Source organism: Leifsonia naganoensis (assembly GCF_013410615.1).
GTDB classification, from domain to species: domain Bacteria; phylum Actinomycetota; class Actinomycetes; order Actinomycetales; family Microbacteriaceae; genus Leifsonia; species Leifsonia aquatica.
In genome coordinates this window covers 3,743,943-3,769,192 of the sequence record NZ_JACCHJ010000001.1, presented here as the reverse complement: position 1 = coordinate 3,769,192, position 25,250 = coordinate 3,743,943, and the positions used below count along the sequence as shown (strand labels likewise).

The following is a 25,250-nucleotide window of genomic DNA, read 5'->3' as shown; positions in this document are numbered from 1 at the left end:
GAGGCCGCTCTCACCGCACCGGTGGGAGCGGCCTTCTCGTGTCCGGAGCCGGGTTGCGGCGTGCGCCCGCGGCGATCAGCAGCCCGAACAGTCCCAGCCCGGCGACCAGGAACTCGATCCCGCGGCTGAGCAGGGTGGCGGGCGTCGTAGTGGTGCCGAGCGGTACGTCGGCGATCATGTGCCCGGGCGTGAACGGCGGGATCTCCGAGATCGTCCGGCCGTCGGGCGCGACGATCTGGCTGCTGCCGACGGTCGAGATGTTCACGAGCGCACGGCCCGCCTCGATCGCGCGGAGGCGCGCGATGGCGAGCTGCTGCTGGTTCTCGTCCGTCTGACCGAAGTCGGCATTGTTCGTCTGCGCCAGGATGACCTGCGCGCCGCCCTGCATCATGTCCGTCAGGAGTTGGTCGTCGACGATGTCGAAGCAGATCGAGATGCCCGCGCGCACCCCGCCGATGTCGAAGACGTTGTCCCGCGTCCCGGGCGTGTAGTCGCGGCCGATGAGGTCGATCAGGTCGGGCGCGAACGGTCGCCAGAAGGACCGGTCGGGCACGTACTCGCCGAACGGCACCGGGTGCTTCTTGTCGTAGTAGTCGACGGCGCCCTTGCCCGCCTCCCACTGCAGCGAGGAGTTGAAGTACTTGCCGTCGCGGGCCGTGATGGTCCCGACGACGAAGGTCGCATCCATCCGTCGGCTGAGCGCGTCGAGGATGGCCGCCGAGGCCGGGTCGCGCGTCGGGTCGGGCAGCGCCGCGCCTTCCGGCCACACGACGATGTCCGCCTTCTGGTCGGCGATCTTCAGCGTCTCGGCGACCTGCGCGTCGAGCACCGCGCCCACCGGCGCGTCGTCGAAGTACCCGGCCGGCCCGTTGCCCTGCACGGCCGCGATGCGCGTGGTGCCGTGCGTCGGCGTCGGCCAGGCCGGGATCACCAGGACGAGCGCCACGGCCCCGATCGCGAGCCCGGCACGGGACGCGGCGCGGAGGTCGATCGCGAACGCCAGCTCGACGATCAGCGCCACGAGCCACACCATGACGAAGCTCAGACCCGAGATGCCGAGCCACGCGACGAGAGGCGCGAACGGGCTCAGCGACTGGGACTCCGCGACGCGGCCCCACGAGAAGCCGCCGTACGGCCAATTGCCGGTCACGTACTCCCGCAGCACCCACAGTCCGGCGACGATCACGGGAACCAGTCCCACGCGGCCCCACACGCCCGGCCACGCGCGCGGCACCCAGCGGTAGGCCACCGTGATCAGGATGCCGCCCACGCCCCAGAACAGGGCCTCCAGGGTCGACAGGGCCACCCAGGGCACCGGGCCGAGGTAGAGGGCCGTCCACGCGACGTGCACCAGGTAGAACGACTCCCCCGCGAGCCAGCCGACCAGGAAGGCGGAGCCGGCGCGACGGCCCCGCTGAGCGAGCAGCACCATCGCGATGCCGACGAAGGTCAGCGGCCACCAGTCCTTGTCCGGGAACCCGGCGTCGAGCACCGGCCCGGCGGCAATGGCCAGCAACACCGCGAGCCAGAGCGGGAGCGGGGCGCGGGGCGTACGGGTCACGAAGGGAGAGCCTAAAGCATCCGGCTCGGCACCCCGCTCAGGCAACCGCGGAGTACGCGACGATGCCGCGACGGATCGCGTCCAGCGCCTGCCGCGCGGTCCGTCCGACGTTCCCCTGGGCGACGAGCGAGAGCTGGTCGAGCAGGTCGATCGTCTGCTTCGTCCAGCGCACGAAGTCGCCGGCGGCCATGTCGGCCTCGCGCAGCACCGAGTCCAGTGCGGCGCCGCGCGCCCACTGGTACATCGCCAGCGCGAGGGCGGTCGAGGGCGGCTCGCTGCCCGAGAGCCGGTTCTCGCGCTCCAGGTCGTCGAGCTTGCTCCACAGCTCGATCGTGCGGTCGAGCGCGGGCCGGAACGCGCCCCGCGGGAGCGTCCGTTCGTGGGCCAGCCCCTCGTCGCGCCGCGGCTCGAACACGAGCGCGCACGCCATCGCAGCGAGGCTCGGGGCGTCCAGCTCCTTCCACGCGCCGCGGCGGAGGCACTCGGCGACCAGCAGGTCGCGTTCGCCGTAGATGCGCTTCAGCGTGCGCCCGTGGACCGTGAGGGCGGTGCCGCCGTCCTCTTCGACGAGGTAGCCGAGCTCCAGCAGCACGTCCGACACCCGGTCGAACACCTTCGCCACGGCGCCGGTGCGCGACTGGATCTGGGCGCTGAGCCGGTCGGTCTCGCGCTTGAGCTTCCACCAGCGCTCCGCCCAGCGCGCGTGCTTCTCGCGGTCGGGGCAGCGGTGGCAGGGGTGGTCCTTCATCCGCTTCCGCAGGGCGGCGAGCTGGCGCTGCCGCTTGTCGCGGTCGGCGCGGGAGGTGTTGTCCAGTTTGGCGCCCTTGCGCTCCAGGTCGGTGAGCTCGCGGCGGATGCGCGAGTACTCGCGGAAGTCGCCGAGGTGGCACGTCATGGCCTGCTCGTAACCCGCGAGCGACTCCTCCTGCTGCCGCACCTTGCGCGCGAGGTCCACCACGGCGCGGTCGGCCTGGAACTGCGCGAACGACGACTCCAGGATCTCGCGCGTGCGCGGTCGCCCGAACTGGTCGATGAGGTTCACCGCCATGTTGAAGGTCGGGCGGAAGCTCGAGTTCAGCGGATAGCTGCGGCGGGAGGCCAGGGAGGCGACCGACTGCGGGTCGAGGCCGTCCTCCCACTGGATCACCGAGTGCCCCTCGACGTCGATCCCGCGGCGGCCGGCGCGCCCGGTGAGCTGCGTGTACTCCCCCGGCGTGATCGGCACGCGCGCTTCGCCGTTGAACTTCTCGAGCTTCTCCAGCACCACGGTGCGAGCGGGCATGTTGATGCCGAGCGCGAGCGTCTCGGTCGCGAAGACGACCTTCACGAGCTTGCGGCGGAACAGCTCCTCCACGACCTCCTTGAAGGCCGGCAGCATGCCCGCGTGGTGGGCGGCGACCCCGCGCTCCAGGCCCTCCAGCCACTCCCAGTAGCCGAGCACGGCGAGATCCTCGTCGAGCAGGGTGCGGCAGCGCTCCTCCACGATGGCGCGGATCTCGTCGCGCTCGTGCTTCTCGGTCAGCCGCAGGCCGGACCGCAAGGTCTGCCGCACGGCGGCGTCGCAGCCGTTGCGGCTGAAGATGAAGAAGATCGCCGGGAGGAGGTTGCGCTCCCGCAGCAGCTCCACGAACGCCGCCCGCTCCATCCGGAAGGAGTCGGGCCGGCCACCGCGCGAGTGGTAGCGCCCGACATCCCGCGTCTGCCGGCTGCTGAGCACGCGGCCGCCGTAGCGCGCCATCTGGACGAGCTCGGGGTTCACGCGGTTGGTCGCGGCCAGCCCCGAGGAGTCGAACAGGTCGATCAGCTTCGACCGCATGAGGATGTGCTGCTCCAGGGGCACCGGGCGCTCCTCCGAGACGATCACGTCCGTGTCGCCGCGCACCGCCTGCAGCCAGTCGCCGAACTCCTCGGCGTTCGACACGGTCGCGCTCAGCGACACCATCCGGACCTCCGACGGGAGGTGGATGATGACCTCCTCCCACACGGCGCCGCGGAAGCGGTCGGCGAGGTAGTGCACCTCGTCCATGACCACGTACGCCAGGTCGGAGAGGAGGTCCGAGTCGGCGTAGAGCATGTTGCGCAGCACCTCGGTCGTCATCACGACGATGCGGGCGTGCGAGTTGATGTTCGTGTCACCGGTGAGCAGACCGACGGAGTCCGGCCCGTAGGCGTCCACGAACTCCTGGAACTTCTGGTTGCTCAGGGCCTTCATCGGCGTCGTGTAGAAGACCTTGGCGTTGGCCTCCCGCATCGCGAGGAAGACCGCGAACTCCGCCACGATCGTCTTTCCGGCACCGGTGGGGGCGGCGACCAGCACGCTCCGGCCCTCCTCGAGGCTCGCGCACGCCTCCCGCTGGAACGGGTCGAGGTCGAAGCGCAGCCCCGCCCGGAAGTTCTCCAGGATCGGCTGGGTGGCGCGCTGGCGCGAGGCGGCGAAACGCTCGGCCGGGGAGAGCTGCTGGTCGGTCACCCGTCCAGACTATGCCGCCAGCTCGGCCTCCAGCCGATCCGCGACCTTCGCCACGCGGCGGTCGTGCAGCCACGCGACGCCGTATGCGGCGAAGTAGAGGCCCACCATCGGGATGGCGAGGAGGAACATCGAGAGCACGTCGGCCGCCGGGGTGGCGATGGCGGTGAACAGCACGATCAGGATGAGGGCCCAGCGCCACGAGGCGATGATCGACTTGGCGCTGAGGATCCCCACGAAGTTGAACAGCACGAGGAAGACCGGCAGCACGAAGGCGATCCCGACCGCCAGGACCAGCTTCATGATGAAGTCGAAATAGGTCTTGGCGCCGATGATGGCGGCATCCTGCTCGGGCGCGAAGCTCGTGAGGAGGCTGACGATGTGCGGCACCAGCATCCAGCCGACCACGCCGCCCGCGATGAACAGCGGGACGGCGGTGAAGAAGAAGCCGAAGGCGTACTTCAGCTCCTTGCGGGTCATCGCGGGAACGAAGAACGCCCACACCTGGTAGAGCCAGACGGGGCTGGAGATGATCGCGCCGATCGTCACCGCGACCTGCATCTTCAGATCGAAGGCACCCGTGATGCTGTCGTAGTTGAGGGTCGCGTCGCGGCCCTGCTGCTCGGCGATCTGCGTGATCGGCCCGCGCAGGGCGTCCATGACGAAATCGGCGAGGAACCAGCCGATGACGGCGCCGACGAGGAGGGCGATCGCCGACCGGAAGAGGCGTTTGCGAAGCTCGACGAAGTGCTCTGCGAGCGACATCCGCCCTTCGCGGTTCTTGCCTCGCTTGGTGGAGGCCACCGCGTTACGGCTTCGGCTTGGTCTCGGCCGACGAGTCCGTCACGGTCGGCTCGGACGAGGCGTCGGCGTCCTTGCCGTCCTTCTTCATCTCGTTGACCTCGCCCTTGAAGATGCGCATCGACTGACCGATGCTCTTCGCGAGCGCGGGGAGCTTCGGCGCACCGAAGAGGAGCAGGATCACTGCGAGGATGATGAGCAGATGCCATCCGGTGAGTCCACCGAGCATTATGGAGTCCTTCGAGTCACGTATTCAAAGCGCGAGGGGTCCGCTTTGACCAGTAGCTTACCGCGCCGCACGCGCGCATCCCTGCGAGCTTGCTTTGCGAACTCCCGATCGGCGCGGGCCTGCGTGCGCCCCTGGCGGAGCTCGGCGGCGTCGGCGAAGACGGCGGGATGGAAGGGCTCCTCCCGCAGGTCGTCGACGCGGGACTGCAGGATCTCCGCCTTCTCGATCAGCGCGGTGGCCTCCCGGCCCGCCGCCATGAGCTTGCGGAACAGGCTCCAGGCGAAGTACGCGAGCATGCCGAGCAGACCGAGCACCAGCACGGTCCAGATCACGAGCCACGACCACCACGGCATGCGGGAAGCCTACCGGTACCGGGCCGCGCCGGCGGCGGCCCACTCCCCGACGACCCGGCGGGCCTCGGGCGGGTCGAGCACGGTGAGCACGCCCGAGAGGCCGCCGGCGAGCCGCTTGAGGCCGTGGAAGTGCGCCACCCGCACGCTCGTGCGCACGACGCCGTCGTGCTCGCGGCGCTCGGCGCCCTCGGGAATGTAGTCCTCGATGAGCGGCACCGCGGAGGCGGACACCTCGACGGTGACGAGCTGGTCGTCCGGCGTGCCCTCGAACAGCGTCTCCGGGAGGGTGACGTCGCCCGGGCTGTACGCGATCGGCACATCCGTCGCGGTGAGATTCTCGATGCGGTCGAGCCGGAAGGTCCGCAGCGCGGTGCGCGCGTGGTCCCAGCCGCGCAGGTACCAGTCCTGGTCGATCGACTCCACGCGCAGCGGGTCGACCCGGCGGCGCTCCCGCTCGCCGCGGGAGTTGCGGTAGTCGAAGTCGAGGCGGGTGCCGGCGATGACCGCATCCCGGATCGCGGCCAGCGCCTCGTCCGTCTCGGAGCGCGCGACCGCGACTTCGCTGGGGGCACCGGAGGCCCCGCGAGCGAGCTTCGCCATCAGGGAGCCGATCACGTCGCGGTCCGCGTTCTCGGGAAGTGCCGTGAGGTACTGCAGGCCGGCGATCAGCGCCGCCGCTTCCCGTGCGGAGAACCGCGGGGAGTCGTCGATGGCGACCTGGTGCGTGAGGACGATCCGGTCGTTGTCCTCGAAGTCGTCCCAGGAGATGTCGAAGAGGTCCCCCGGCTGGTAGGCGTTCGTCTCGCCCGGCACGCCGGAGACGGCGATCAGCCGCACGGCGTCGCGCAGCTGGTCCGGCTCGACGCCGAAGTGCGCGGCGGCCTCCGTCACGCTCACCCGGTCGCGGTCCATCAGGTACGGCACCAGGGCCAGCAGGAAGGCGAGCTTGTCCTGCGCCTGCATCGGCCGGCGGCGGTCAGCCATCGTGCTCCTCCCCTGCTCCGTGGGCGCGCGCGGTGGCGAGCAACCGGTCCAGCACCTGCTGACGCAACTCCGGCGGCGAGACCACCAGGACCTCGGGCCCGAAGCTCGCCAGCTGGTCGGCGAGGATGTTGATGTCCGAGAAGTTCACGGTCAGCGTGAACGCCTCGCCGCCGTCGTGCACCGGCACCGCGTCGCCGTACCGCTTGCGCAGACGCGTGGCGGCGTCCGTCCCGGCGTCGACCCGGATCTCGGCGACGTTCGCCTCCCAGATCGCGTCGAGGTCGGCGAGGGCGCGCTCGGCGAAGCCGTCCCCCTCGGGCTCGAACGTGCGGTTCGTGACCTTGACCGGCCCGACCATGCGCGAGAGCAGGAAGGTGCGGGAGCCCTGGGCGTCCTGGTCGATGCCCTGGAGGTGCCAGCGACCCTGGTGCTGCACCAGCGCGAGCGGCGCGACCGTGCGCAGGCGCGAGGCGGTCTCACCGGGCTTGAGATACGGGAACTGGACGATCGCGTGCCGCTCCAGCGCCTGGCTCAGCGGCTCGAACGCCGCCTCCCGCACCCGCAGGCGCGGCGCGTAGCCGACGATCGGCTCGTCCGCCTCGACGCCGAGCGAGCGCAGCTTCATCAGCGCGCGGCGCGACTCTCCCGAGAGCGACCCTTCGCGCCAGACCGTCGCGGCCAGACCGAGCAGCGTGATCTCCTCCGGGGAGAACACGACGTCTTGCGGGAGGTCGTATGCGCCCTTCGGGATGCGGTACCGCAGCAGCTGGTTGTTGCCGGACGCCTCCGGCGACTCGATGGTCTCCAGCGGGACGCCGAGCTCGCGGATGTCGTCCTTGTCGCGCTCGAACTGCCGCTCCAGGCTGCTGTTGTCGCCGTGGGCGGCGTAGCGCTGGCGGTAGCCCTGCACGGTCGACAAGATCTCGTTCTTCGTCAGCCCCGTCTCCGTCGCGAGCAGCGCCAGCACCAGGCTGAACAACCGCTCCTCGACAGGGACGCGCGACGGCGAGGACGAGGTTTTCGGCACCCGTCCATCCTAGTCGCGGCTAGCGGACTCCGAGGATGTCGACGACCCACGCGGCGGCGGGGAAGGCGCTGTCCTTGGGGGTCTCGATGACGACCTGAGAGCCGACCTTCTGCCCGACGAGCTCCTTGAGCATCGCCTGCGGGAGCACCGAGCTCGACTGGTTCTGAAGCGAGCTCTGGCCGGTCGCGATGTCGACGAGGTCGGGCGAGGTCGTCCAGCTGCTGGTGACGACGTTCTTCTCTTCCCAGCCGACCGCCGTGTACTGGAGGACGGCCTGGCTGTCCTTCTTCACCACGGCACCGTCGCCCTCCTTGAGGAGCTCGCTGCGCACCTTCGTGGGCGCACCGCCCGACGACGGGATGGTGATGCCCGGCTGACCGGTCGGCGCGAGCACCACGGTCGGGAAGCCCGAGACCGACGGACGCACGGCGCCGTTCGCGGCCGGCAGGAACGCCTTGACCACGTCGATGACGTAGACCGGCGACGGCGAGCCGGAGCCCGCGTCGGCGCCGGAGTCCTTCGGGGAGACCACGATGGCCACGCGCGAGCCGACCGGGGCGCAGAGGAGGCCCTTGCTGATCGCGTCGGTGCCCGTCGCGTAGAGCTGCTTCGACGAGCTGCTTCCCGCGGTCTCGCCCGTCTCGCCGTTGACCACGCTGTACGTGACCTCGAGCATCTGGTTGCGCTGGACCTTCTCGCCCGTGCCCTCGGTGAGGATCGTGCGCTGCGAGGTCGTGGTGTCGATCGGCGCGGGGACCTCGATCTTCGGCGTGCCGCCGATCTTGCCGGTCGCGGTGACCAGGTCGGAGGCCTTGCCCGACGGGAGTGCCCCGTCGCAGCTCGCGTTCGGGTTCGACGAACAGCCGGTCAGCGCGACGGCCAACAGGCCGGCGGCCACGACGAGTGCGGTAGCTCTGCGCACGGGTCCTCTTTCGATGCGAATCGGTGGGGAGGCCGGAGGTACGAGACCTCACGACCTCCTCATGCTAGTCGACGGTCGGGGCGTCCTCGTCCGCCTCGTCGCGGGCCTTGGCCAGTTCGGCGCTCGTCGCGGCCTCCCGCACCCGCTTGCGCAGGCTCTTCGGGCTGGACTGACGCTCCCCGAGGGCGCCGGGCGTCCAGGCCTCGACGTCGGCATCCGAGTAGTCGCTCTTCGACGGGCGGCGCTTGAGCTCGGGCAGCACGGTGTCGGGGGCGAGCCTCCGCGCGGTCAGGAGGAAGCCGGTGTGCGCGATCATCCGGTGGTCCGGGCGCACGGCGAGCCCCTCCACGTGCCAGCCGCGGACCATCGTCTCGCTCGACTGCGGGTGCGTGAAGTTCCCGGTCGCGCGGATGGCCTCGGCCACGCGGGAGAGCTGCGTGACCGTGGCGACGTAGCAGATGACCACGCCGCCGGGCTTGAGCGCCGTCGTCACGGCGTCGAGGGTCTCCCACGGGGCGAGCATGTCGAGCACCACGCGGTCGACCGATCCCGGCTCGACGGCGGCGGGCAGCGCCTCCTGCAGGTCGCCGACGGTGACCGTCCAGTTCTCCGGGTCGGAGCCGAGGAAGGTCGCCGCGTTGTCCCGCGCCACCTCGGCGAACTCCTCGCGCCGCTCGAACGAGTGCAGCCGTCCCTCCGGGCCGATCGCGCGCAGGATCCAGAGCGAGAGCGCCCCCGAGCCGACGCCAGCTTCGACGACGGTCGCGCCCGGGAAGATGTCGGCCAGGGCGAGGATCTGCGCGGCATCCTTCGGATAGACGATCGCGGCACCGCGCGGCATCGACATGACGAAGTCGGTGAGCAGCGGGCGCAGCGCCAGGTGCTCGACGCCGGCGTTGTTCGTGACGACCGAGCCGTCCGGGAGGCCGATGATGGCGTCGTGCTCCAGCACGCCCCGGTGGCTGTGGAACAGCTTGCCCGGCACCAGCGTGATGGTGTTCATGCGGTTCTTCGGGCCGGTCAGCTGCACGCGGTCGCCCGCGCGGAAGGGGCCGGAGCTGCGTCGTGTCTCGTTCATCGGTGTCTACGCCTTCGGGGTCTGCGTGCGGGCCGCGACGACCGCGGCGATGTCGTCGGCCGTGCGGCCGTCCAGGGTGGTCCAGATGGTGTGCTCGTCCGACTCCGGGATCGGCACGATGTGCGGCACGCCGATGGCCATCGCACCGGAGGCGACGGCGGACGCGAGGCCCACGAGCGAGTCCTCGATGGCGACCGCGTCGCGCGGGTCGACCCCCAGCAGGTCGGCGGCGCGCAGGTACGGCTCCGGGTGGGGCTTCGGCTGCTCGACCTCGTCGCCGCTGACGATCAGGTCGAAGGCGTCGAACGGGATGTGGGCGACGACCTGCTCCGCCATCCTCCGCACCGACATCGTCACGAGCGCGGTGCGCACGCCGCGCTCGCGCAGCGACGACAGCAGCTCGCGCGCGCCGGGCCGCCACGGGACGCCCTCGGTGTCGAGCTTCTGCTGCACCCGGTCGGTCAGCCAGGAGACGATCGCGTCCGCCTCCATGACGACGCCGTGCGAACGGAGGATCTCCGCGGACGTCCACAGGCCTTGCCCGACGAGCAGGAGGGCATCGTCGTGGGTCCAGGTGCCGCCGAACGAGGAGACGAGCTCCTCCTCGGACGCCATCCAGTAGGGCTCGGTGTCGACCAGCGTGCCGTCCATGTCCCAGAGCACGGCGGCCGGGAGGAGCGAGCGGTCGGAGGCGGTGTCGGGGATCGGTGCAGTCACGGGCCACAAGTCTATCCGTACGCACTCGGGCCTATTCTGGAGGGACGGCGGTCGAACGGTCGCGTGGAGAGGACCAGGTACAGCTGAAGTGACTGACGCAGACAGCATTCTCGACGGGCGCATCCTCGTGGTCGCCTTCGAAGGCTGGAACGACGCCGGCGAAGCGGCCAGCGGCGCGGTGAAGACGCTCAAGGAGCAGCTCGACGTCGTGCCCATCGCCGAGGTCGACCCCGAGCTCTACTTCGACTTCCAGTTCAACCGGCCGGTGGTCGAGGAGCTCGACGGGCGCCGCCGCCTGGTCTGGCCGTCCGCCATCGTCTACGGCCCCGCGCTCCCCGGGCACGTCCCGGACGGGCTCGCCGACGACGCGGACCTCAGCGTGACCGGCGACAACGCCGGCAACATCTTCCTGCTGGTCGGCACGGAGCCCTCCCGCAGCTGGCGCAGCTTCACCGCCGAGATCATCGACGTGGCGCTCGCCGCCGACGTCGGCGCGATCGTCTTCCTCGGCGCGATGCTCGCCGACGTGCCGCACACCCGCCCCATCTCCGTGTTCGCATCGAGCGAGAACGCGACCGTCCGCGCGCAGCTGGGCGTCGAGCGCTCCAGCTACGAGGGGCCGGTCGGCATCCTGAGCGCGCTCGCCGAGGGCGCGGAGGACGTCGGGATCCCGACCATCATGATCTGGGCGTCCGTGCCGCACTACGTGCACAACGCGCCGAGCCCGAAGGCCGTGCTCGCCCTGATCGACAAGCTCGAGGAGATGGTCGACGTGACCATCCCGCGCGGGTCGCTGGTCGAGGAGGCCGGCGCGTGGGAGGCGGGCATCGACGCGCTCGCCGCCGACGACGAGGAGATGGCGGCGTACATCCAGCAGCTCGAGCAGGCGCGCGACACCGTCGACTCCCCCGAGGCGAGCGGCGAGGCGATCGCGCAGGAGTTCGAGCGCTATCTGCGCCGCCGCGACGGCAAGGACGGCCGCGACGGCGGGACAGCCGGACGCGCGCCGGACGACCCGCGCCGGGGCTGAGAGCGGTCGGCTCAGGCCGGCCGGTGGTCGGCCGCCGGGATCAGGCCGCGAGCACGCCCGTCCCGAGCAGGATCATCAGCAGCAGACCGAGCGCGACGCGGTAGATCACGAACGGCAGGAAGCTGCGGCGTGAGATGTAGCCCATGAAGAACGCGATGACCAGCAAGCCGACGACGAAGGCGACGAGGGTCGCCGCGGCGGTCTCCGCAGGTCCGAAGACCTCGACCGTGCAGGTCCCGGCCTTCGCCAGCGCCTCCGTGCACGGCTCCTTGATCGCCTTATAGAGCTGGTAGAAGCCGCTGCCGAACACGGCGGGCAGCGCCAGCAGGAACGAGTAGCGTGCGGCCGCGCGGCGCTGGTAGCCCATGAAAAGCCCGGCGGTGATCGTGCCGCCCGAGCGCGACACGCCCGGGATGAGCGCGAGCGCCTGCGCGAAGCCGAAGATGATGCCGTGGCCCCAGGTCAGTTCCTTGAGGCGGCGTGTCTTCGCGCCCACCCAGTCGGCGATGCCGAGCAAGATGCCGAACACGATCAGCGTCGTCGCCACGATCCAGAGCGAGCGGAAGGTCGTCTCGATCGCGTCCTGGAAGAAGAGGCCGAGCACCACGATCGGCACGCTGCCGAGGATGACCAGCCAGCCCATCTTGGCGTCGGGGTCGTTGCGCGGGATCTTGCCGAACAGCGCCAGGAACCAGCGCGAGATGATCCGCGTGATGTCCTTCCAGAAATACAGGAGGACAGCGGCCTCGGTGCCGAGCTGGATGATCGCGGTGAACCGCGCACCCGGGTCCCCTCCGGTGCCGAGCAGCTCTCCCACGATGCGGATGTGCGCGCTCGACGAGATCGGGAGGAACTCCGTGAGTCCCTGGACGAGCCCGAGGATGAGGGCGTTGATGAACTCCATGCGTCGCTTTCGCCAGGTCGGTGGATCGGGGGCCGCGGCTCAGTAGCTGCTGAGCAGGTCCCGGAGCACGGCCCTACCGAACACTAGCGCGTCGAGCGGGACGCGCTCGTCGACGCCGTGGAACATGCCGGGGAAGTCGAGATCCTTCGGCAGGCGCAGCGGGGCGAAGCCGTAGCCGGTGATCCCGAGCTTGCTGAGCGCCTTGTTATCGGTGCCGCCGGAGAGGAGGTACGGGAGCACGGGCGCGCCCGGGTCGTGCCGCTCCAGCGTGCCGGTGATCGCGTCGATCAGCTCGCCGCCGAAGTCCGCCTCCAGGCCGATGTCGCGGTGCATGATCTGCACCTCCACGTCGTCGCCGACGAGGCGCTGCACCTCGGCGAGCACGCGGTCCTCGTCGCCGGGCAGCGTGCGGATGTCGACCAGCGCCTCCGCCGTGTCGGGGATGACGTTGTGCTTGTAGCCGGCCTCGAGCAGCGTCGGATTGGTGGTGGCGCGGAGCGTCGCGAGGATGAATCCCGCGGCCGTGCCCGTGCGGAGGACGACCTCGTCCGGGCCGACGCGCTCGGGGTCGACGTCGAGCAGCCGGCCCAGCTCGTCGATGAGGCGCGTGGTGGTCGCAGTCAGCTGGATCGGCCAGTCGGTGCGGCCGATCGCGACGACGGCCTCGGCGAGCCGGGTGATCGCGTTGTCGCGGATCAGCCGCGAACCGTGGGCAGCCTGCCCGCGAGCGATCAGCTTGATCCAGACGAGGGACTTCTCGCCCGTCTGCAGCAGGTAGGCGCGACGGCCCTCGAGGTCGATGGAGTAGCCGCCGACCTCACTGATCGCCTCGGTGGCGCCGGCGAAGAGCTCGGGGTGGTTGTCCACGAGGTGGTGGGAGCCGCGGCGGCCGCCGTCCTCCTCGTCGGCGAAGAACGCCACGACCAGGTCGCGCTCGGGCTGCTCCCCCGCGTTCAGGATGTCGCCGACCGCGGTCAGGATCATCGCGTCCATGTTCTTCATGTCGACCGCGCCGCGCCCCCACAGCAGGCCGTCCTTGATGACGCCGCCGAACGGGTCGACGCTCCAGTTGCGCGGGTCGGCGGGCACGACGTCGAGGTGGCCGTGGACGACGAGGGCCGGCTTCTCCGTGTTGCGTCCGGCCACGCGGGCGACGACGCTGGTGCGCCCGGGGTCGGAGTCGAAGAGCTGCGGCTTCAGGCCGAGCGCGCTCAGCCGCGCCTCGACGTACTCGGCGGCGTCCGTCTCGCCGTTGGACTTGCCCTCCCCGTAGTTCGTCGTGTCGAAGCGGATCAGGTCGCGGGCGATGATCGCGGTCTCGTCCAGCGTGGAGTCGTCGGTCATGACCTCCACGCTACCGGGCGCCGGGCGCGCGACGGCCCCGTCGTGACGGCGAGTGACGCGCCACGCCCGGGATGCTCGGCCGATGTGAATCCGGGCCGGGTATCCGTGCTAATGTCTTTCTTCGGCAGCCGGTTCGTCCGGAAGCCGCAAACACCCGTCCGGGTGGCGGAAATGGCAGACGCGCTAGCTTGAGGTGCTAGTGCCCGTATAGGGCGTGGGGGTTCAAGTCCCCCCTCGGACACAGCGGAAGGCCCCGGTCGAAAGACCGGGGCCTTCGTCGTTCCCGGCGACGCCTCCCCCTCACGACATTTGGCCCAAATGTCGTGAATAGTGCCCGCATTCCGCACATTTGGGCCAAATGTGCGGAGAAGGAAACGGGGACTATCGTGGCCGCCATGGCCTCGAAGCGGGAATCGTCCAGCGTCTTCACCGTGATCCTCGCCCTCGGCGCCAATGTGCTGGTCGCGATCGCGAAGACCATCGCGGCGGCGCTCACCGGTTCGGCCTCCATGGTCGCCGAGGCCGCGCACTCTTGGGCGGACTCGGGCAACGAGATCTTCCTGCTGCAGGCCGAGCGCTCGGCCGCCCGCCCGCGCGACTCCGCCCATCCGGGAGGCTACGGTCGCGAGTCGTACGTCTGGAGCCTGTTCGCCGCCGTCGGACTGTTCACGGCCGGCGCGGTCGTGTCGATCATGCACGGCGTCTCCGAGCTCGGCTCGAACGAGCGCGAGGCCGACTACGCGATCGCGTACGGAGTGCTCGCGGTGTCGTTCGTGTTCGAAGGCGTCTCCTTCCTCCAGTCGTACCGGCAGGCGCACAAGCTGGCCAGCGAGCGGGGAACGAGCACCGTCGAACACATCCTCAGCACCTCCAACCCGACCCTGCGCGCCGTGTTCGCGGAGGACTCGGCCGCGCTCATCGGCCTCGTCATCGCCTTCGCGGGCATCCTGCTCCACCAGCTCACCGGGCAGGCGGTCTACGACGCTCTCGGCTCCATCCTGGTCGGCGTGCTGCTCGCGGTCGTGGCCGTGGTGCTGATCGACCGCAACCGCCGGTTCCTGCTCGGGGAGCAGGCGCCCGAGCGCGCCCGGCAGGCCCTCCTCGCCGGGATCCTCGCGCATCCCGAGGTCGAGAAGGTCACCTACCTGCACCTCGAGTTCGTCGGCCCCGAGCGGCTGTTCGTCGTCGCCGCGATCGACCTCGCGGGCGACGACCGGGAATCCGCCGTCGCCGCGGACCTCGCCGCGGTGGAGGCCGATCTCGAGCGCGACGAGCACATTACGGAGGTGGTCCTCACGCTGTCTCGGCCGGGCGCGGCCGCGCTCGTCCCGGCCACGGCGCAATAGCGGTCACGATCCGTCCGCATCCCGGTGCACACTGGGAGGCATGGCAAGCACCGGATCGCGCACCCTGCAGCTGCTCTCGCTGCTGCAGACCCATCGCTACTGGCCCGGCAACGATCTCGCCGAGCGGCTCGGCGTGTCCCCGCGCACGCTGCGGCGTGACGTGGACCGGCTGCGCGACCTCGGCTACCCCGTCGATGCCACCCGTGGTGTCGCGGGAGGCTACCAGCTCGCCGCGGGTGCGTCGCTGCCGCCGCTCGTGGTGGACGATGAGGAGGCCGTCGCTCTCGCCGTCGGGCTGCGCACGGCCGCGCAGAGCGGGATCGCGGGGGTCGAGGAGGCGTCGGTGCGCGCCCTCGCGAAGGTGGTCCAGGTCATGCCGCCGCGGCTCAAGCGTCGCGTCGACGCCTTGCGGGTGGCGACCCTCGCGACGGCGATGCGCGGCGGCCCCGTCGCCGACGCCACGACGCTGACGACGGTCGCCCAGGCCTGCCGGGACGAGGAGCGGCTCGAGTTCACCTACGTCGCCCGCGGCGGGGAGGAGACGCGACGCACGGTGGAGCCGCACCGACTCGTCTCCGTCGGCCGGCGCTGGTACCTGGTCGCCTACGACCTGACCCGGTTCGACTGGCGCAGCTTCCGCCTCGACCGGCTGACCGAGCCGCGGGTGACCGGCACGCGCTTCCGGCCGCGGGAGCTGCCCGCAGAGGACGCGGCCGAGTACGTCCGCGCCTCCCTCTCCCCCGCGGCGGCTCCGCTCGTCGTCGACGCCGTCGTCAGCGCGCCCTACGACCGGGTGGAGGAGGCCATCGGCCGCTGGGCGACGGTCTCCCCCGCCGACGACGCGACCTCCCGGGTCCGGCTGACGGTCGAGAGCGCCGAGTGGGCGCTCTTCGGGCTGGCTGCGGCCGGCGCCCCCTTCGTCATCGAGGGGCCGAATGCGGTGCGCGAACTGGCGGCCGTCTGGGCCGACCGCTTCCGCGACGCCGCGACGGGGGTCGCCTAGACTTCTCGCGATGACGAGCACCGAGCGCACCCCCACCCCCGCCGACATCCGGCGCTGGCGGCGCTACCTGGCCGACGAGCGCGCGGAGGCCTCCGTCTACCGCGATCTCGCCCAGCGCCGCACCGGCGAGGAGCGGGAGATCCTCCTCGCGCTCGCCGAGGCCGAGGGCCGCCACGAGCAGCACTGGCTCGATCTGCTCGGCGACCAGGTGGGCAAGCCGCTCCGCGGGGACATCCGCACGCGCATGCTCGGCTTCCTTGCCCGCCGCTTCGGCTCCGTCTTCGTGCTCGCGCTGGCGCAGCGCGCCGAGGCCCGCTCCCCGTACGCGACGGATGCCGACGCGACGCCGCAGATGGCCGCCGACGAGCAGGTGCACGAGGAGGTCGTGCGCGCGCTCGCGGCGCGTGGCCGGCAGCGGCTCTCGGGCACGTTCCGCGCCGCGGTCTTCGGCGCCAACGACGGCCTGGTGAGCAACCTCGCCCTCGTGCTCGGCGTGAGCGCGAGCGGCGTCGCGACCCACGTCGTCCTCCTCACCGGTGTCTCCGGACTCCTCGCTGGCGCCCTCTCGATGGGTGCGGGCGAGTACGTGTCCGTGCGGTCGCAGCGGGAGCTGCTGGAGGCCTCCAGCCCCAATCCCGCGACGCGCTCCGCCCTCCCGCACCTGGACGTCGACGCCAACGAGCTGACCCTCGTCTACCGTGCTCGCGGCATGTCGCCCGCGGACGCGCAGGCCCGGGCCTCCGAGACACTGCGGACCCTGGAGGCGTACACCAGCGAGATCCCCGTCACGACGCCCGGCGCTGCCTCGGCTCCCGTCGAGGACGAGCACGAGGCGGTCGGCAACGGCTGGAGTGCCGCCGTGTCGAGCTTCTGCTTCTTCGCCTCGGGCGCGCTCGTGCCGATCCTCCCCTACCTGTTCGGGCTCGGCGGCACGGCGGCGGTGCTCGTGTCGGCGGGGCTGGTCGGCATCGTGCTGCTCGCCACCGGTGCCATCGTGGGTCTGCTCTCGGGAGGGTCGCCCCTCAAGCGCGCGCTGCGCCAGCTCGCGATCGGCTACGGCGCCGCCGCGGCGACCTACGTGCTCGGCCTGCTGTTCGGGACCGCACTGGGCTAGCCGCGCGCGACTAGCGTCGGCGCGGGCCGTCGATGCCGTAGACCAGCGCGCCCGAGAGCGGGATCAGCAGGAACCACAGCCAGCTGTACTGGTAGCCCCAGATCCCGCTGGTGACGAAGAACAGGATGACCGCGATGAACGGCATCACCGAGACGACCAGCAGGCCCCAGCGGTTGTTCGGGCGGTAGCGCTGCTCCGCGTAGGGATCACCGGGCGGCGCTGCGGCCGGGCCGGGAGCGTAGGCCGCCGCGGGCGGCACCGGCTGCGCGGGCGGGACGGGCTGCGCAGGCTGCCCCGCGTGGTCATCGAGCTGCACGCCGCCGGGCAGGTCCGCGAAGAGCGGCGCGAGGTCGCCGCGCGTGACCGCCGACCGCGCCGAGGCGACGCGCGACTGCAGTTCCGCTCCGTCGAGCCTCCCGGCGTTCGCGTGCGCCTGGAGGGCCGCGACCGCGCGCTCCCGCTCGTCCGTGCTGAGGCGCAGCGAGGCGCCGGAAGGGTCGTTGAGGTCGGTCATGCGGACAGTATGGCAGGGGCAGGAGTTCTGCCGCAGGACATCCGTGACGGTTCGCGTCTGAGGACATCGGTGACAATTGGCGGTCGTGGTTTGACGACGGCAGCGCTGAAATCTCCTGGGCGCGCCTTGGCTCTTCCCGGAATCTATAGCTCGTGCTTCACTTCACGTATGCCGATTGCTCCAATATTCAACGGGGCCGCGTTGGTCTCTGAACTCGACTCCCGCCGAGTCCGGTTAGGCCTGGGGTGGCCGGCTGTGGCGGAGGAGCTCACAGAACAGTCGGCCGGCCTGAGGGCCGCGCTGAACGACCATGCAGTGTGCTCGGGTGCGCTCGTTCGGACGGTGAGACGCGGCTCTATGTCCTGCCAGTACGCGCTCATGCTGCTGCAATGGCTGGACCGTTCTCCTGAGGAGTTCCTGTTCGGGCGGAGTCGAGCGGTGGGAGACACACGTCTGCCAGCTATCGGGACCGACGTCCGCCTGCGCTGGGACCTTCCCGAGCTTTATGAGGCCGTGAACGATCAGCGGCGCGATCACGGACTCACCTGGGGGGTCCTGGCTGAACGGCTGGGATGCACTCCGAGCCGTTTGACGAACCTCCGCACCGCCCGTCTCGCGGACATGGACCTTGCCATGCGGCTTACGCAATGGCTGGGGAGGCCGGCGACAGATTTCGTGCATCCCGCCACGTGGTGAGAGCCACATCACCGCGGGAGAAGTGCCACCACCCGACAGGGCCGACGTGTCACCGATGTCCTGAGGCTGATGGGTAACCCATGTCCTGAGACGGAAATTGTCGGCGGGTCGGTCTACACTCGCATTCGAACATCCGTTCGAATGGAGGAGGTGGCGGCGATGACCGATGTCGACGAAGCGGTCGCCGTGTGGACGACCGAGGAGGGCATCCCGCTGCGGCTGGTGTGGCGGTCGACGCGCTACCGCGTGAGCGACATGCCGACCGTCTGGGCGGCGGCGCCGGCCTGGTGGCGGCCGTTCGGCGAGCACCGCTACGACGTCGGTGCCCTGCCGCGCGAGATCGGCGGCTGGCGGTTCCAGGCGACCAGCGACACCGGCGACGCCCACGTGTTCGACGTGCGTCATGACGCTGTCGACCGCACCTGGCGCCTGGTGCGCGTCTTCGACTGACCGGCCGGCTCCCGGGCGGCGGGCGTGCCTCCCGCGGACGCCCGGGCGCATCGCATAGCCTCCTGGGGTGATGGACGACCGCTACGGATCCGATGTGCTGGCACCCGGATGGAAGACGGCCGGGCGCAAGCCCGTGCCCGACGTCGAGGCAGTGCGCGACCTGGTGGTGGAGGAGTCCGCCACCGGCTTCTGCGGGGCGATCACCCGCCTCGAGGCGCAGACCGTCGAGCTGGAGGACTACTTCGGCAAGAAGCGCGTCTTCCCCCTCGGGTCGGCGTTCCTGATCGACGGCGAGCCGGTGCGCCTGGTCGTGCCGAAGCGCACGGCGGGTGGCCCGGGGCGCACGGCATCCGGTTCGTTCGCGGTCGGCGAGCAGAAGGCGCGCATCGCCCGGGCGAGCCGCATCTTCGTCGAGGGCCGGCACGACGCCGAGCTCGTCGAGCGCGTGTGGGGCGACGACCTGCGCGTCGAGGGCGTCGTCGTCGAGTACCTGGAGGGCGTGGACGACCTGGACGCGATCGTGCGCGAGTTCGCCCCCACCCGGGAGCGCCGCATCGGCGTGCTGGTCGACCACCTGGTCCCCGGCTCCAAGGAGAGCCGGATCGCCGAGACGGTCGCGCGCGGCCCGTACGGCGCGCACGTGCTCGTGGTCGGGCATCCCTTCATCGACATCTGGCAAGCGGTGAAACCTGCCCGGGTCGGCCTGGAGGCGTGGCCGTCGATCCCGCGCTCGATCGAGTGGAAGCGCGGGATCTGCGCAGCGCTGGGTCTCCCCCACGAGAACCAGGCCGACATCGCGCGCGCCTGGAAGCGCATCCTGGGGCAGGTGCGCACGTTCGCTGACCTGGAGCCGGAGCTGCTCGGCCGGGTGGAGCACCTGATCGACTTCGTGACCGAACCGGCGTAGGGTCCGTCCACCGGGGCACAGCGCTTGCACCACAGCGCCGGTACCCCACAGCGTTTGTACCCCACAATGCATTTGCGCTGTTCGAACATGTGTTCGAAAATGGATGCATGTCCCCGGCATCCGCACCCGCCTTCGCCGACCCGGTCGTCGACCGGGCGCAGGTGCACGAGCTGCAGTCGCGCATCCGGCAGATGCAGGCGACGAAGCTCGAGAGCCGCACGTTCGAGACGCATCCCGCGCTCGGGCCGCTGCTGCCGGGCGGAGCGCTCAAGGCCGGCGCCGCCTATGCGGTCCACGGCTCCACCACCCTGCTGATGGCGCTGCTCGCCGGCCCCAGCGCGGCGGGCGCGTGGTGCGGGGTGATCGGCATGCCCGACTTCGGCGCCGAGGCGGCCGGCCGGTTCGGGATCGACCTGGAGCGGCTGGTGCTCGTGCCGCATCCCGGCGACCAGTGGCTGACCGTGACGGCGGCCGTGGTCGACGTGCTCGCCGTCGTGGCGGTCGCCCCGCCGGCCCGCGCGAAAGACGGCGACGTCGCCCGGCTGGGCGCCCGGCTGCGGCAGCGGGAGTCGACGCTGATCGTCGCGGGAGACTGGCCGCAGGCCGAGGCGACGCTCTCGGTCGCGCGCAGCGGCTGGGACGGTCTCGGTACCGGAGCGGGCTACCTCTCGTCCCGGCGGGTGACCGTCGAGTCCGCCCCGCGCGGCGGCTCGGGACCGCGCCGGCGTGCGGAGCTGTGGCTGCCGGCACCCGACGAGAGCTTCCGCCCGTCCGGCCCGACGCGCCTGGAGGCGGTGGGCTAGATGCGCGAGGTCACCCGCGCGATCGTGCTCTGGTGCCCGGACTGGCCCGTGATCGCCGCCCGCCGGGCGGATCCGGGCCTGGCCGACGGCACCCCGATCGCCCTGATGGAGAAGGGCGTGGTCTTCGCCTGCTCGGCGACGGCCCGCGCCGACGGCGTGCGCCGCGGCCTGCGGATGCGCGAGGCGCAGTCCCGCTGCCCGCAGCTGGAGGTGCTCCCCTACGACCCCGTGCTCGACGAGCGCGCCTTCGAGCCGGTGCTGGCCGCCATCGAGGAGCTCGCGCCCGGCGTGCAGCCGCTGCGCCCCGGCACCTTCCTGCTGCGGGCGCGCGGACCGGCGCGCTACTACGGCGGCGAGGAGCAGGCCGCGGCCGAGCTGCTGCGCTGCCTGGAGGGGCTGGGGCTGCCGGATGCGCGCGCCGGCATCGCCGACGGGCCGTTCGCCGCCGGGCAGGCCGCCCGCTCCACCGGCGCCGCCCGCGTGCGCGTGATCCCGGCGGGCGGGTCGGCCGCCTTCCTCGCCCCGCTGCCGGTCGCCCAGCTCGGGCTGACCGAGCTGACCCCGCTTCTGCGCCGCCTCGGCCTGCACACCCTCGGCGACCTCGCCGCCCTCGACCGGCTCGACGTGCGCGAGCGGTTCGGGGAGCGCGGCGAGCACGCGCACGACCTGGCCGGGGGCCTCGACGGCGCCGCGGTCGTGCCGCGCACCCCGCCGAAGCAGCTGGACCGCACCATCGAGTTCGAGCCTCCCCTCGACCGCGTCGACCAGGTCACCTTCGCACTGCGCGGCACCGCCGAGCAGTTCGTCGGCGGTCTGACGAAGGCCGGGCTGGTGTGCACCACGCTCCGGGTGGAGGTGACCGACGAGGCCGGCCGCATCAGCGAGCGCAGCTGGCTGCACCCGCGGCTGTTCACGGCGGGGGATGTCGTCGACCGGGTGCGCTGGCAGCTGCAGGGCTCCGGCGCCCTCGACCCCGGACTCGCCTCGCCGATCGTGCGGGTGGGCCTGGTGCCCGAAGCGGTGGACGACATCGGCCACCACGAGGACGGCCTGTGGGGCGGCGGAGCCGACGAGCGCATCCATCACGGTCTCACCCGCGTGCAGAGCATGCTGGGGCACGAGGCCGTGCTCACCGCCACGATCGGCGGGGGTCGCGGGCTCACCGAGCGGCAGGTGCTGGTGCCCTGGGGCGACCGGCCGGTCGGTGTCTCCCGGGCCGAGCAGCCGTGGCCCGGTTCGCTGCCCGCGCCCGCACCCTCCACCGTCTTCGAGGTGCCGCGGCCCGTGGCGGTGCTGACCATCGAGGGCGAGACCGTCGAGGTGACCGACCGCGGCGACCTCACCGCCCCGATCGCGCTCTTCTCCCCCACCGGCCGCCCGCACGACGCCCGCGAGGTGGGCTCGTGGGCGGGGCCGTGGCCGGTGCGCGAGCGCTGGTGGGACGCCACGCTCGCCCGGGCGATGCACCGGTTCCAGCTGGTCGACGCCGACGGGACGGCCTGGCTGCTGCGCCTGGCCTCCGGCGGCTGGTTCGCCGAGGCGAGGTACGACTGATGGGCTGGGACAACCCGCCGATCCCGTGGGCCGAGTTCGAGCGGCGGCTCTCCGGCCGTCGCACCGGCGAGCAGGCCGTCGAGCGCCCCTCCTCGCGCAAGCGGCAGAAGTACGTGCCGCAGCCCATCCCGGAGGAGCCGGAGACCGGGCACGTCGCGTACGCGGAGCTGCACGCGCACAGCAACTTCAGCTTCCTCGACGGGGCGAGCTCGCCCGAGGAGCTGCTGGAGGAGGCGACTCGCCTGCGCCTGCACGGCCTCGCCCTCACCGATCACGACGGGCTCTACGGCGTCGTCCATCTGGCCGAGGCCGCCGAGGCGTACGAGCGGGTGAAGACGGTGTTCGGCGCCGAGCTCTCCCTCGCGCTCAGCCGCCCGCAGAACGGCGAGGCCGATCCGGAGGGCAACCACCTCGTCGTGCTCGCCCGCCGGCAAGAGGGGTACCACCGGCTCGCCGCCGCGATCACCGCCGGGCAGCTCGCGGGCGGCGAGAAGGGGCGCCCGGTCTACCGGCTGCCCGAGCTGGCCGAGCAGGCGGGCGGCGAGTGGATGGTGCTGACCGGCTGCCGCAAGGGCGACGTGCGCCTGGCGCTGGCCGAGCAGGGCGAGCGCGCAGCGGAGCACGAGGTGGCGCGGCTCGCGGAGCTGTTCGGCCACGACAACGTGCTGGTCGAGCTGATCGACCAGGGCAACCCGCACGACACCACCGACAACGACGCGCTCGCCCGGATCGCCGGCCGGCTCGGCCTGCCTGTCGTGGCGACCAACAACGTCCACTACGCCTCGCCCGCGCAGTACCCGCTGGCGACCGCCGTGTCGGCCGTGCGCGCCCGGCGCAGCCTGGACGAGATGGACGGCTGGCTGCCCGCGTCCGCTGCCGCGCACCTGCGCAGCGGTGCCGAGATGGCCAGACGGTTCGCCCGCTACCCCGGCGCGGTGGAGCGGACCGTGGAGGTCGCCGACGACCTCTCCTTCCGGCTGCGCAGCGCCCGCCCGCGGCTGCCCAAGCAGGAGGTCCCGGAGGGGCACACCCCGATGAGCTGGCTGCGCGAGCTCACCTGGCGCGGCGCGGCCGAGCGCTACCGCGACCTCGACGAGAACCCGGCGAAGCGGGAGCGCATCGAGCGCGAGCTCGACGTGATCGAGGCCAAGGACTTCCCCGGCTACTTCCTGATCGTGCACGACATCGTGCGGTTCGCCCGCAGCCAGGGCATCCTGTGCCAGGGCCGCGGGTCGGCGGCGAACTCGGCGGTCGTCTACCTGCTCGGGATCACCGCGGTCGACTCGATCAAGTACGACCTGCCGTTCGAGCGCTTCCTCTCCAGCATGCGCGAGGAGGAGCCCGACATCGACGTCGACTTCGACTCCGACCGCCGCGAGGAGGTCATCCAGTACGTCTACAGCAAGTACGGCCGGCACAACGCGGCGCAGGTCGCCAACGTGATCACCTACCGGCCCAAGAACGCGGTGCGCGACATGGCGAAGGCGCTCGGCCACTCCACCGGCCAGCAGGACGCCTGGAGCAAGCAGATCGACTCGTGGTCGCACGTCCAGACCACCGACGACCACGACATCCCGGACGAGGTGGTGGAGCTGGCGCAGCAGGTGCTGAAGTTCCCGCGGCACCTCGGCATCCACTCGGGCGGCATGGTGCTCACCGACCGGCCCGTCGGCGAGGTGTGCCCGATCGAGCACGCCCGCATGGAGGGGCGCACGGTCCTGCAGTGGGACAAGGACGACTGCGCGTGGATGGGCCTGGTCAAGTTCGACCTGCTCGGGCTCGGGATGCTGAGCGCGCTCGACTACTCGATGCGCGCGATCGCGTCGGCGCTCGGCGAGCAGTGGACGCTGGAGACCATCCCGAAGGAGGAGCAGGGCGTGTACGACATGCTCTGCCGTGCCGACTCGATCGGCGTGTTCCAGGTGGAGAGCCGGGCGCAGATCGGCACGCTCCCCCGGCTGCGGCCCCGCTCGTTCTACGACCTCGTGATCGAGATCGCGCTGATCCGCCCCGGCCCGATCCAGGGCGGCGCCGTGCACCCGTACATCCGGCGCAAGCTGGGCCAGGAGGAGGTCACCTACCTGCACCCGGCACTGGAGCCGGTGCTGAAGCGCACGCTGGGCGTCCCCCTCTTCCAGGAGCAGCTGATGCAGATGGCGGTCGCGGTGGGCGACTGCACGGCGGAGGACGCCGACCTGCTGCGCCGTGCGATGGGCTCCAAGCGCGGGGTGGAGAAGATCGGCGCCCTGCGCGAGAAGCTCTACACGGGGATGGCGGGCAACGGCATCACCGGCGAGGACGCCGACGCGATCTACGCCAAGATCGAGGCGTTCGCGAACTTCGGCTTCGCCGAGAGCCATGCGATCAGCTTCGCGCTGCTGGTCTACGTGAGCTCGTGGATGAAGCTGCACTACCCCGGCGCGTTCCTCGCCGCCCTGCTGCGCGCGCAGCCGATGGGGTTCTACTCGCCGCGCACGCTCACCGCCGACGCCCGGCGGCACGGCGTGGTGGTGCACCGGCCCGACATCCAGCGCTCGGGCGTGTTCCCGCTGCTCGAGCCGCTCGACGACGCCCGCCCGGGCCCGACCGGCATCGACCCGTGCCTGGCCGAGGAGCAGCCTCCCATCGCCCCCTTCGACCAGCGGGTTCCGCTCGACTACGCGGCACATCGCCGCGACGCCGGCCACGCCGTGCGGCTGGGGCTCGCCGGGGTGACCTCCATCGGCGAGAAGCTGGCCGAGCGGATCGTGGCCGAGCGGGAGGCCGACGGCCCCTACCGGGACCTCGCCGACCTCTCGCGCCGGGTCGGGCTGACCGTCGCCCAGCTGGAGGCGCTCGCCGCGGCGGGCGCGTTCGAGGACTTCGGCCTCGACCGCCGGCAGGCGATCTGGGAGGCGGGTAACGCGGCGCAGGACCGACCGGAGTACCTCGCCGGCACCGCGATCACCGTGCAGCCGCCCCTGCTGCCGTTGCTGAGCCCCGCGGAGCAGCTGGCGAGCGACCTGTGGGCGACCGGCATCTCGACCGACGACCACCCGATCCGCTACCTGCGGCCGGCGCTCGCCTCGCGCGGGGTGCGCACGGCGGCGATGCTCGCGACGTCGGAGTCGGGGCGGCGCATCGAGGTGGGCGGGGTGGTCACCCACCGGCAGCGCCCGGCGACCGCGGCCGGCGTGACCTTCCTCAACCTGGAGGACGAGACCGGGCTGGTGAACGTGGTCTGCCCGGTCGGGGTGTGGAACCGCTACCGGCGGGTCGCCCGGCAAGCACCCGCGATGATCGTGCGCGGCATCCTGGAGCGCAGCGAGGAGGGTGTGGTCAACGTGATCGCCGACCGGCTGGAACCGCTGCAGACCGGCATCCGCACGGCCTCCCGCGACTTCCGCTGAGGCCGCCGCGGTCGGCCTGCGCAGGCGTAACACGCACGAAACGTGAGAGTAGACTCA

Annotated in this window: 22 protein-coding genes and 1 tRNA gene; 10 read left to right on the top strand and 13 right to left on the bottom strand. The window is 71.5% G+C overall.

Going from position 1 to position 25,250, the window contains the following annotated elements; all coding sequences use genetic code 11:
* Positions 1-10 precede the first annotated feature (10 nt).
* The 10 genes from lnt to HNR14_RS18085 all read right to left on the bottom strand — a co-directional run bounded on the left by lnt (position 11) and on the right by HNR14_RS18085 (position 10,139).
* On the bottom strand, positions 11-1,561 hold the full coding sequence (lnt, locus tag HNR14_RS18130) for an apolipoprotein N-acyltransferase (protein WP_179702099.1): 1,551 nt from the start codon (positions 1,559-1,561) through the stop codon (positions 11-13).
* Positions 1,562-1,598: 37 nt separating this feature from the next.
* Complete coding sequence (locus HNR14_RS18125) at positions 1,599-4,031, bottom strand: DEAD/DEAH box helicase (RefSeq protein WP_179702098.1); 2,433 nt, start codon at positions 4,029-4,031, stop codon at positions 1,599-1,601.
* Positions 4,032-4,040: 9 nt separating this feature from the next.
* Positions 4,041-4,793 (bottom strand): twin-arginine translocase subunit TatC, encoded by a 753-nt coding sequence (tatC, locus tag HNR14_RS18120; protein ID WP_021761601.1) that lies wholly within the window; start codon positions 4,791-4,793, stop codon positions 4,041-4,043.
* 43 nt (positions 4,794-4,836) lie between these two features.
* Entirely contained in the window at positions 4,837-5,058 is a 222-nt protein-coding gene (tatA, locus tag HNR14_RS18115; protein ID WP_021761604.1) for a Sec-independent protein translocase subunit TatA, read from the bottom strand.
* On the bottom strand, positions 5,058-5,411 hold the full coding sequence (locus HNR14_RS18110) for a hypothetical protein (RefSeq protein WP_179702097.1): 354 nt from the start codon (positions 5,409-5,411) through the stop codon (positions 5,058-5,060). Before HNR14_RS18110 ends, tatA begins: the two co-directional genes overlap by 1 nt.
* 9 nt (positions 5,412-5,420) lie before the next feature.
* The gene (locus HNR14_RS18105) at positions 5,421-6,395 is read right to left on the bottom strand and encodes a helix-turn-helix transcriptional regulator (RefSeq protein ID WP_021761608.1); all 975 of its coding nucleotides are present in this window, start codon (positions 6,393-6,395) and stop codon (positions 5,421-5,423) included.
* The gene (locus tag HNR14_RS18100) at positions 6,388-7,422 is read right to left on the bottom strand and encodes a WYL domain-containing protein (protein WP_179702096.1); all 1,035 of its coding nucleotides are present in this window, start codon (positions 7,420-7,422) and stop codon (positions 6,388-6,390) included. The genes HNR14_RS18105 and HNR14_RS18100 overlap by 8 nt, the downstream gene beginning before the upstream one ends.
* 19 nt (positions 7,423-7,441) lie before the next feature.
* Positions 7,442-8,344 carry an FKBP-type peptidyl-prolyl cis-trans isomerase gene (locus tag HNR14_RS18095; RefSeq protein WP_179702095.1) on the bottom strand — a complete coding sequence of 301 codons (903 nt, stop codon included), beginning with the start codon at positions 8,342-8,344 and terminating at the stop codon, positions 7,442-7,444.
* A 64-nt stretch (positions 8,345-8,408) separates the two neighbouring features.
* Positions 8,409-9,422 carry a tRNA (adenine-N1)-methyltransferase gene (locus tag HNR14_RS18090; RefSeq protein ID WP_179702094.1) on the bottom strand — a complete coding sequence of 338 codons (1,014 nt, stop codon included), beginning with the start codon at positions 9,420-9,422 and terminating at the stop codon, positions 8,409-8,411.
* A gap of 6 nt (positions 9,423-9,428) precedes the next feature.
* Positions 9,429-10,139 carry an HAD family hydrolase gene (locus tag HNR14_RS18085; RefSeq protein WP_343064531.1) on the bottom strand — a complete coding sequence of 237 codons (711 nt, stop codon included), beginning with the start codon at positions 10,137-10,139 and terminating at the stop codon, positions 9,429-9,431.
* Positions 10,140-10,227: 88 nt separating this feature from the next.
* Here HNR14_RS18085 and HNR14_RS18080 point away from each other — a divergent pair, with 88 nt between their 5' ends.
* Positions 10,228-11,169: a proteasome assembly chaperone family protein gene (locus tag HNR14_RS18080; RefSeq protein ID WP_179702093.1), complete on the top strand. Its 942-nt coding sequence runs from the start codon at positions 10,228-10,230 to the stop codon at positions 11,167-11,169.
* A 40-nt stretch (positions 11,170-11,209) separates the two neighbouring features.
* Here the strand turns inward: HNR14_RS18080 and HNR14_RS18075 are convergent, their stop codons facing one another.
* Both HNR14_RS18075 and HNR14_RS18070 read right to left on the bottom strand, forming a co-directional pair.
* Positions 11,210-12,073 (bottom strand): undecaprenyl-diphosphate phosphatase, encoded by an 864-nt coding sequence (locus HNR14_RS18075; RefSeq protein WP_179702092.1) that lies wholly within the window; start codon positions 12,071-12,073, stop codon positions 11,210-11,212.
* 39 nt (positions 12,074-12,112) lie between these two features.
* The gene (locus tag HNR14_RS18070; protein WP_179702091.1) at positions 12,113-13,417 is read right to left on the bottom strand and encodes a M20/M25/M40 family metallo-hydrolase; all 1,305 of its coding nucleotides are present in this window, start codon (positions 13,415-13,417) and stop codon (positions 12,113-12,115) included.
* 156 nt (positions 13,418-13,573) lie between these two features.
* Here HNR14_RS18070 and HNR14_RS18065 point away from each other — a divergent pair.
* The 4 genes from HNR14_RS18065 (at position 13,574) to HNR14_RS18050 (ending at position 16,880) form a co-directional block, all read left to right on the top strand.
* A tRNA-Leu gene (locus HNR14_RS18065) sits at positions 13,574-13,658 on the top strand.
* 154 nt (positions 13,659-13,812) lie between these two features.
* Entirely contained in the window at positions 13,813-14,763 is a 951-nt protein-coding gene (locus HNR14_RS18060; RefSeq protein ID WP_179702090.1) for a cation diffusion facilitator family transporter, read from the top strand.
* 40 nt (positions 14,764-14,803) lie between these two features.
* The gene (locus HNR14_RS18055; protein ID WP_179702089.1) at positions 14,804-15,766 is read left to right on the top strand and encodes a helix-turn-helix transcriptional regulator; all 963 of its coding nucleotides are present in this window, start codon (positions 14,804-14,806) and stop codon (positions 15,764-15,766) included.
* Between the two features lie 10 nt (positions 15,767-15,776).
* Positions 15,777-16,880, top strand: coding sequence for a VIT1/CCC1 transporter family protein (locus HNR14_RS18050; RefSeq protein WP_179702088.1), 1,104 nt, complete (start codon positions 15,777-15,779; stop codon positions 16,878-16,880).
* A 10-nt stretch (positions 16,881-16,890) separates the two neighbouring features.
* Here the strand turns inward: HNR14_RS18050 and HNR14_RS18045 are convergent, their stop codons facing one another.
* Positions 16,891-17,394, bottom strand: coding sequence for a DUF1707 SHOCT-like domain-containing protein (locus tag HNR14_RS18045; protein ID WP_179702087.1), 504 nt, complete (start codon positions 17,392-17,394; stop codon positions 16,891-16,893).
* Between the two features lie 855 nt (positions 17,395-18,249).
* Here HNR14_RS18045 and HNR14_RS18040 point away from each other — a divergent pair.
* The 5 genes from HNR14_RS18040 to HNR14_RS18020 all read left to right on the top strand — a co-directional run bounded on the left by HNR14_RS18040 (position 18,250) and on the right by HNR14_RS18020 (position 25,193).
* On the top strand, positions 18,250-18,540 hold the full coding sequence (locus HNR14_RS18040) for a DUF6504 family protein (RefSeq protein ID WP_021761938.1): 291 nt from the start codon (positions 18,250-18,252) through the stop codon (positions 18,538-18,540).
* Positions 18,541-18,610: 70 nt separating this feature from the next.
* Entirely contained in the window at positions 18,611-19,447 is an 837-nt protein-coding gene (locus HNR14_RS18035; protein ID WP_021761940.1) for a DUF3097 domain-containing protein, read from the top strand.
* A 107-nt stretch (positions 19,448-19,554) separates the two neighbouring features.
* Positions 19,555-20,250, top strand: a complete 696-nt coding sequence (locus HNR14_RS18030; RefSeq protein ID WP_179702086.1) for a hypothetical protein — start codon at positions 19,555-19,557, stop codon at positions 20,248-20,250.
* A complete protein-coding gene (locus tag HNR14_RS18025; RefSeq protein ID WP_179702085.1) occupies positions 20,251-21,804 on the top strand; it encodes a DNA polymerase Y family protein in 1,554 nt (517 codons plus the stop codon).
* Positions 21,804-25,193: an error-prone DNA polymerase gene (locus HNR14_RS18020; protein WP_179702084.1), complete on the top strand. Its 3,390-nt coding sequence runs from the start codon at positions 21,804-21,806 to the stop codon at positions 25,191-25,193. The genes HNR14_RS18025 and HNR14_RS18020 overlap by 1 nt, the downstream gene beginning before the upstream one ends.
* The last annotated feature ends 57 nt before the right edge of the window (positions 25,194-25,250 follow it).

Bases quoted from the DNA above. Each gene is read 5' to 3' on its own strand.
- tatA (WP_021761604.1), bottom strand. From the start codon at position 5,058: ATGCTCGGTGGACTCACCGGATGGCATCTGCTCATCATCCTCGCAGTG.
- HNR14_RS18040 (WP_021761938.1), top strand. From the start codon at position 18,250: ATGACCGATGTCGACGAAGCGGTCGCCGTGTGGACGACCGAGGAGGGC.
- HNR14_RS18035 (WP_021761940.1), top strand. From the start codon at position 18,611: ATGGACGACCGCTACGGATCCGATGTGCTGGCACCCGGATGGAAGACG.
- HNR14_RS18070 (WP_179702091.1), bottom strand. From the start codon at position 13,417: ATGACCGACGACTCCACGCTGGACGAGACCGCGATCATCGCCCGCGAC.
- HNR14_RS18110 (WP_179702097.1), bottom strand. From the start codon at position 5,411: ATGCCGTGGTGGTCGTGGCTCGTGATCTGGACCGTGCTGGTGCTCGGT.
- HNR14_RS18105 (WP_021761608.1), bottom strand. From the start codon at position 6,395: ATGGCTGACCGCCGCCGGCCGATGCAGGCGCAGGACAAGCTCGCCTTC.
- HNR14_RS18055 (WP_179702089.1), top strand. From the start codon at position 14,804: ATGGCAAGCACCGGATCGCGCACCCTGCAGCTGCTCTCGCTGCTGCAG.
- tatC (WP_021761601.1), bottom strand. From the start codon at position 4,793: ATGTCGCTCGCAGAGCACTTCGTCGAGCTTCGCAAACGCCTCTTCCGG.
- HNR14_RS18020 (WP_179702084.1), top strand. From the start codon at position 21,804: ATGGGCTGGGACAACCCGCCGATCCCGTGGGCCGAGTTCGAGCGGCGG.
- HNR14_RS18025 (WP_179702085.1), top strand. From the start codon at position 20,251: ATGCGCGAGGTCACCCGCGCGATCGTGCTCTGGTGCCCGGACTGGCCC.
- HNR14_RS18090 (WP_179702094.1), bottom strand. From the start codon at position 9,422: ATGAACGAGACACGACGCAGCTCCGGCCCCTTCCGCGCGGGCGACCGC.
- HNR14_RS18075 (WP_179702092.1), bottom strand. From the start codon at position 12,073: ATGGAGTTCATCAACGCCCTCATCCTCGGGCTCGTCCAGGGACTCACG.
- HNR14_RS18030 (WP_179702086.1), top strand. From the start codon at position 19,555: ATGTCCCCGGCATCCGCACCCGCCTTCGCCGACCCGGTCGTCGACCGG.
- HNR14_RS18045 (WP_179702087.1), bottom strand. From the start codon at position 17,394: ATGACCGACCTCAACGACCCTTCCGGCGCCTCGCTGCGCCTCAGCACG.
- HNR14_RS18060 (WP_179702090.1), top strand. From the start codon at position 13,813: ATGGCCTCGAAGCGGGAATCGTCCAGCGTCTTCACCGTGATCCTCGCC.
- HNR14_RS18050 (WP_179702088.1), top strand. From the start codon at position 15,777: ATGACGAGCACCGAGCGCACCCCCACCCCCGCCGACATCCGGCGCTGG.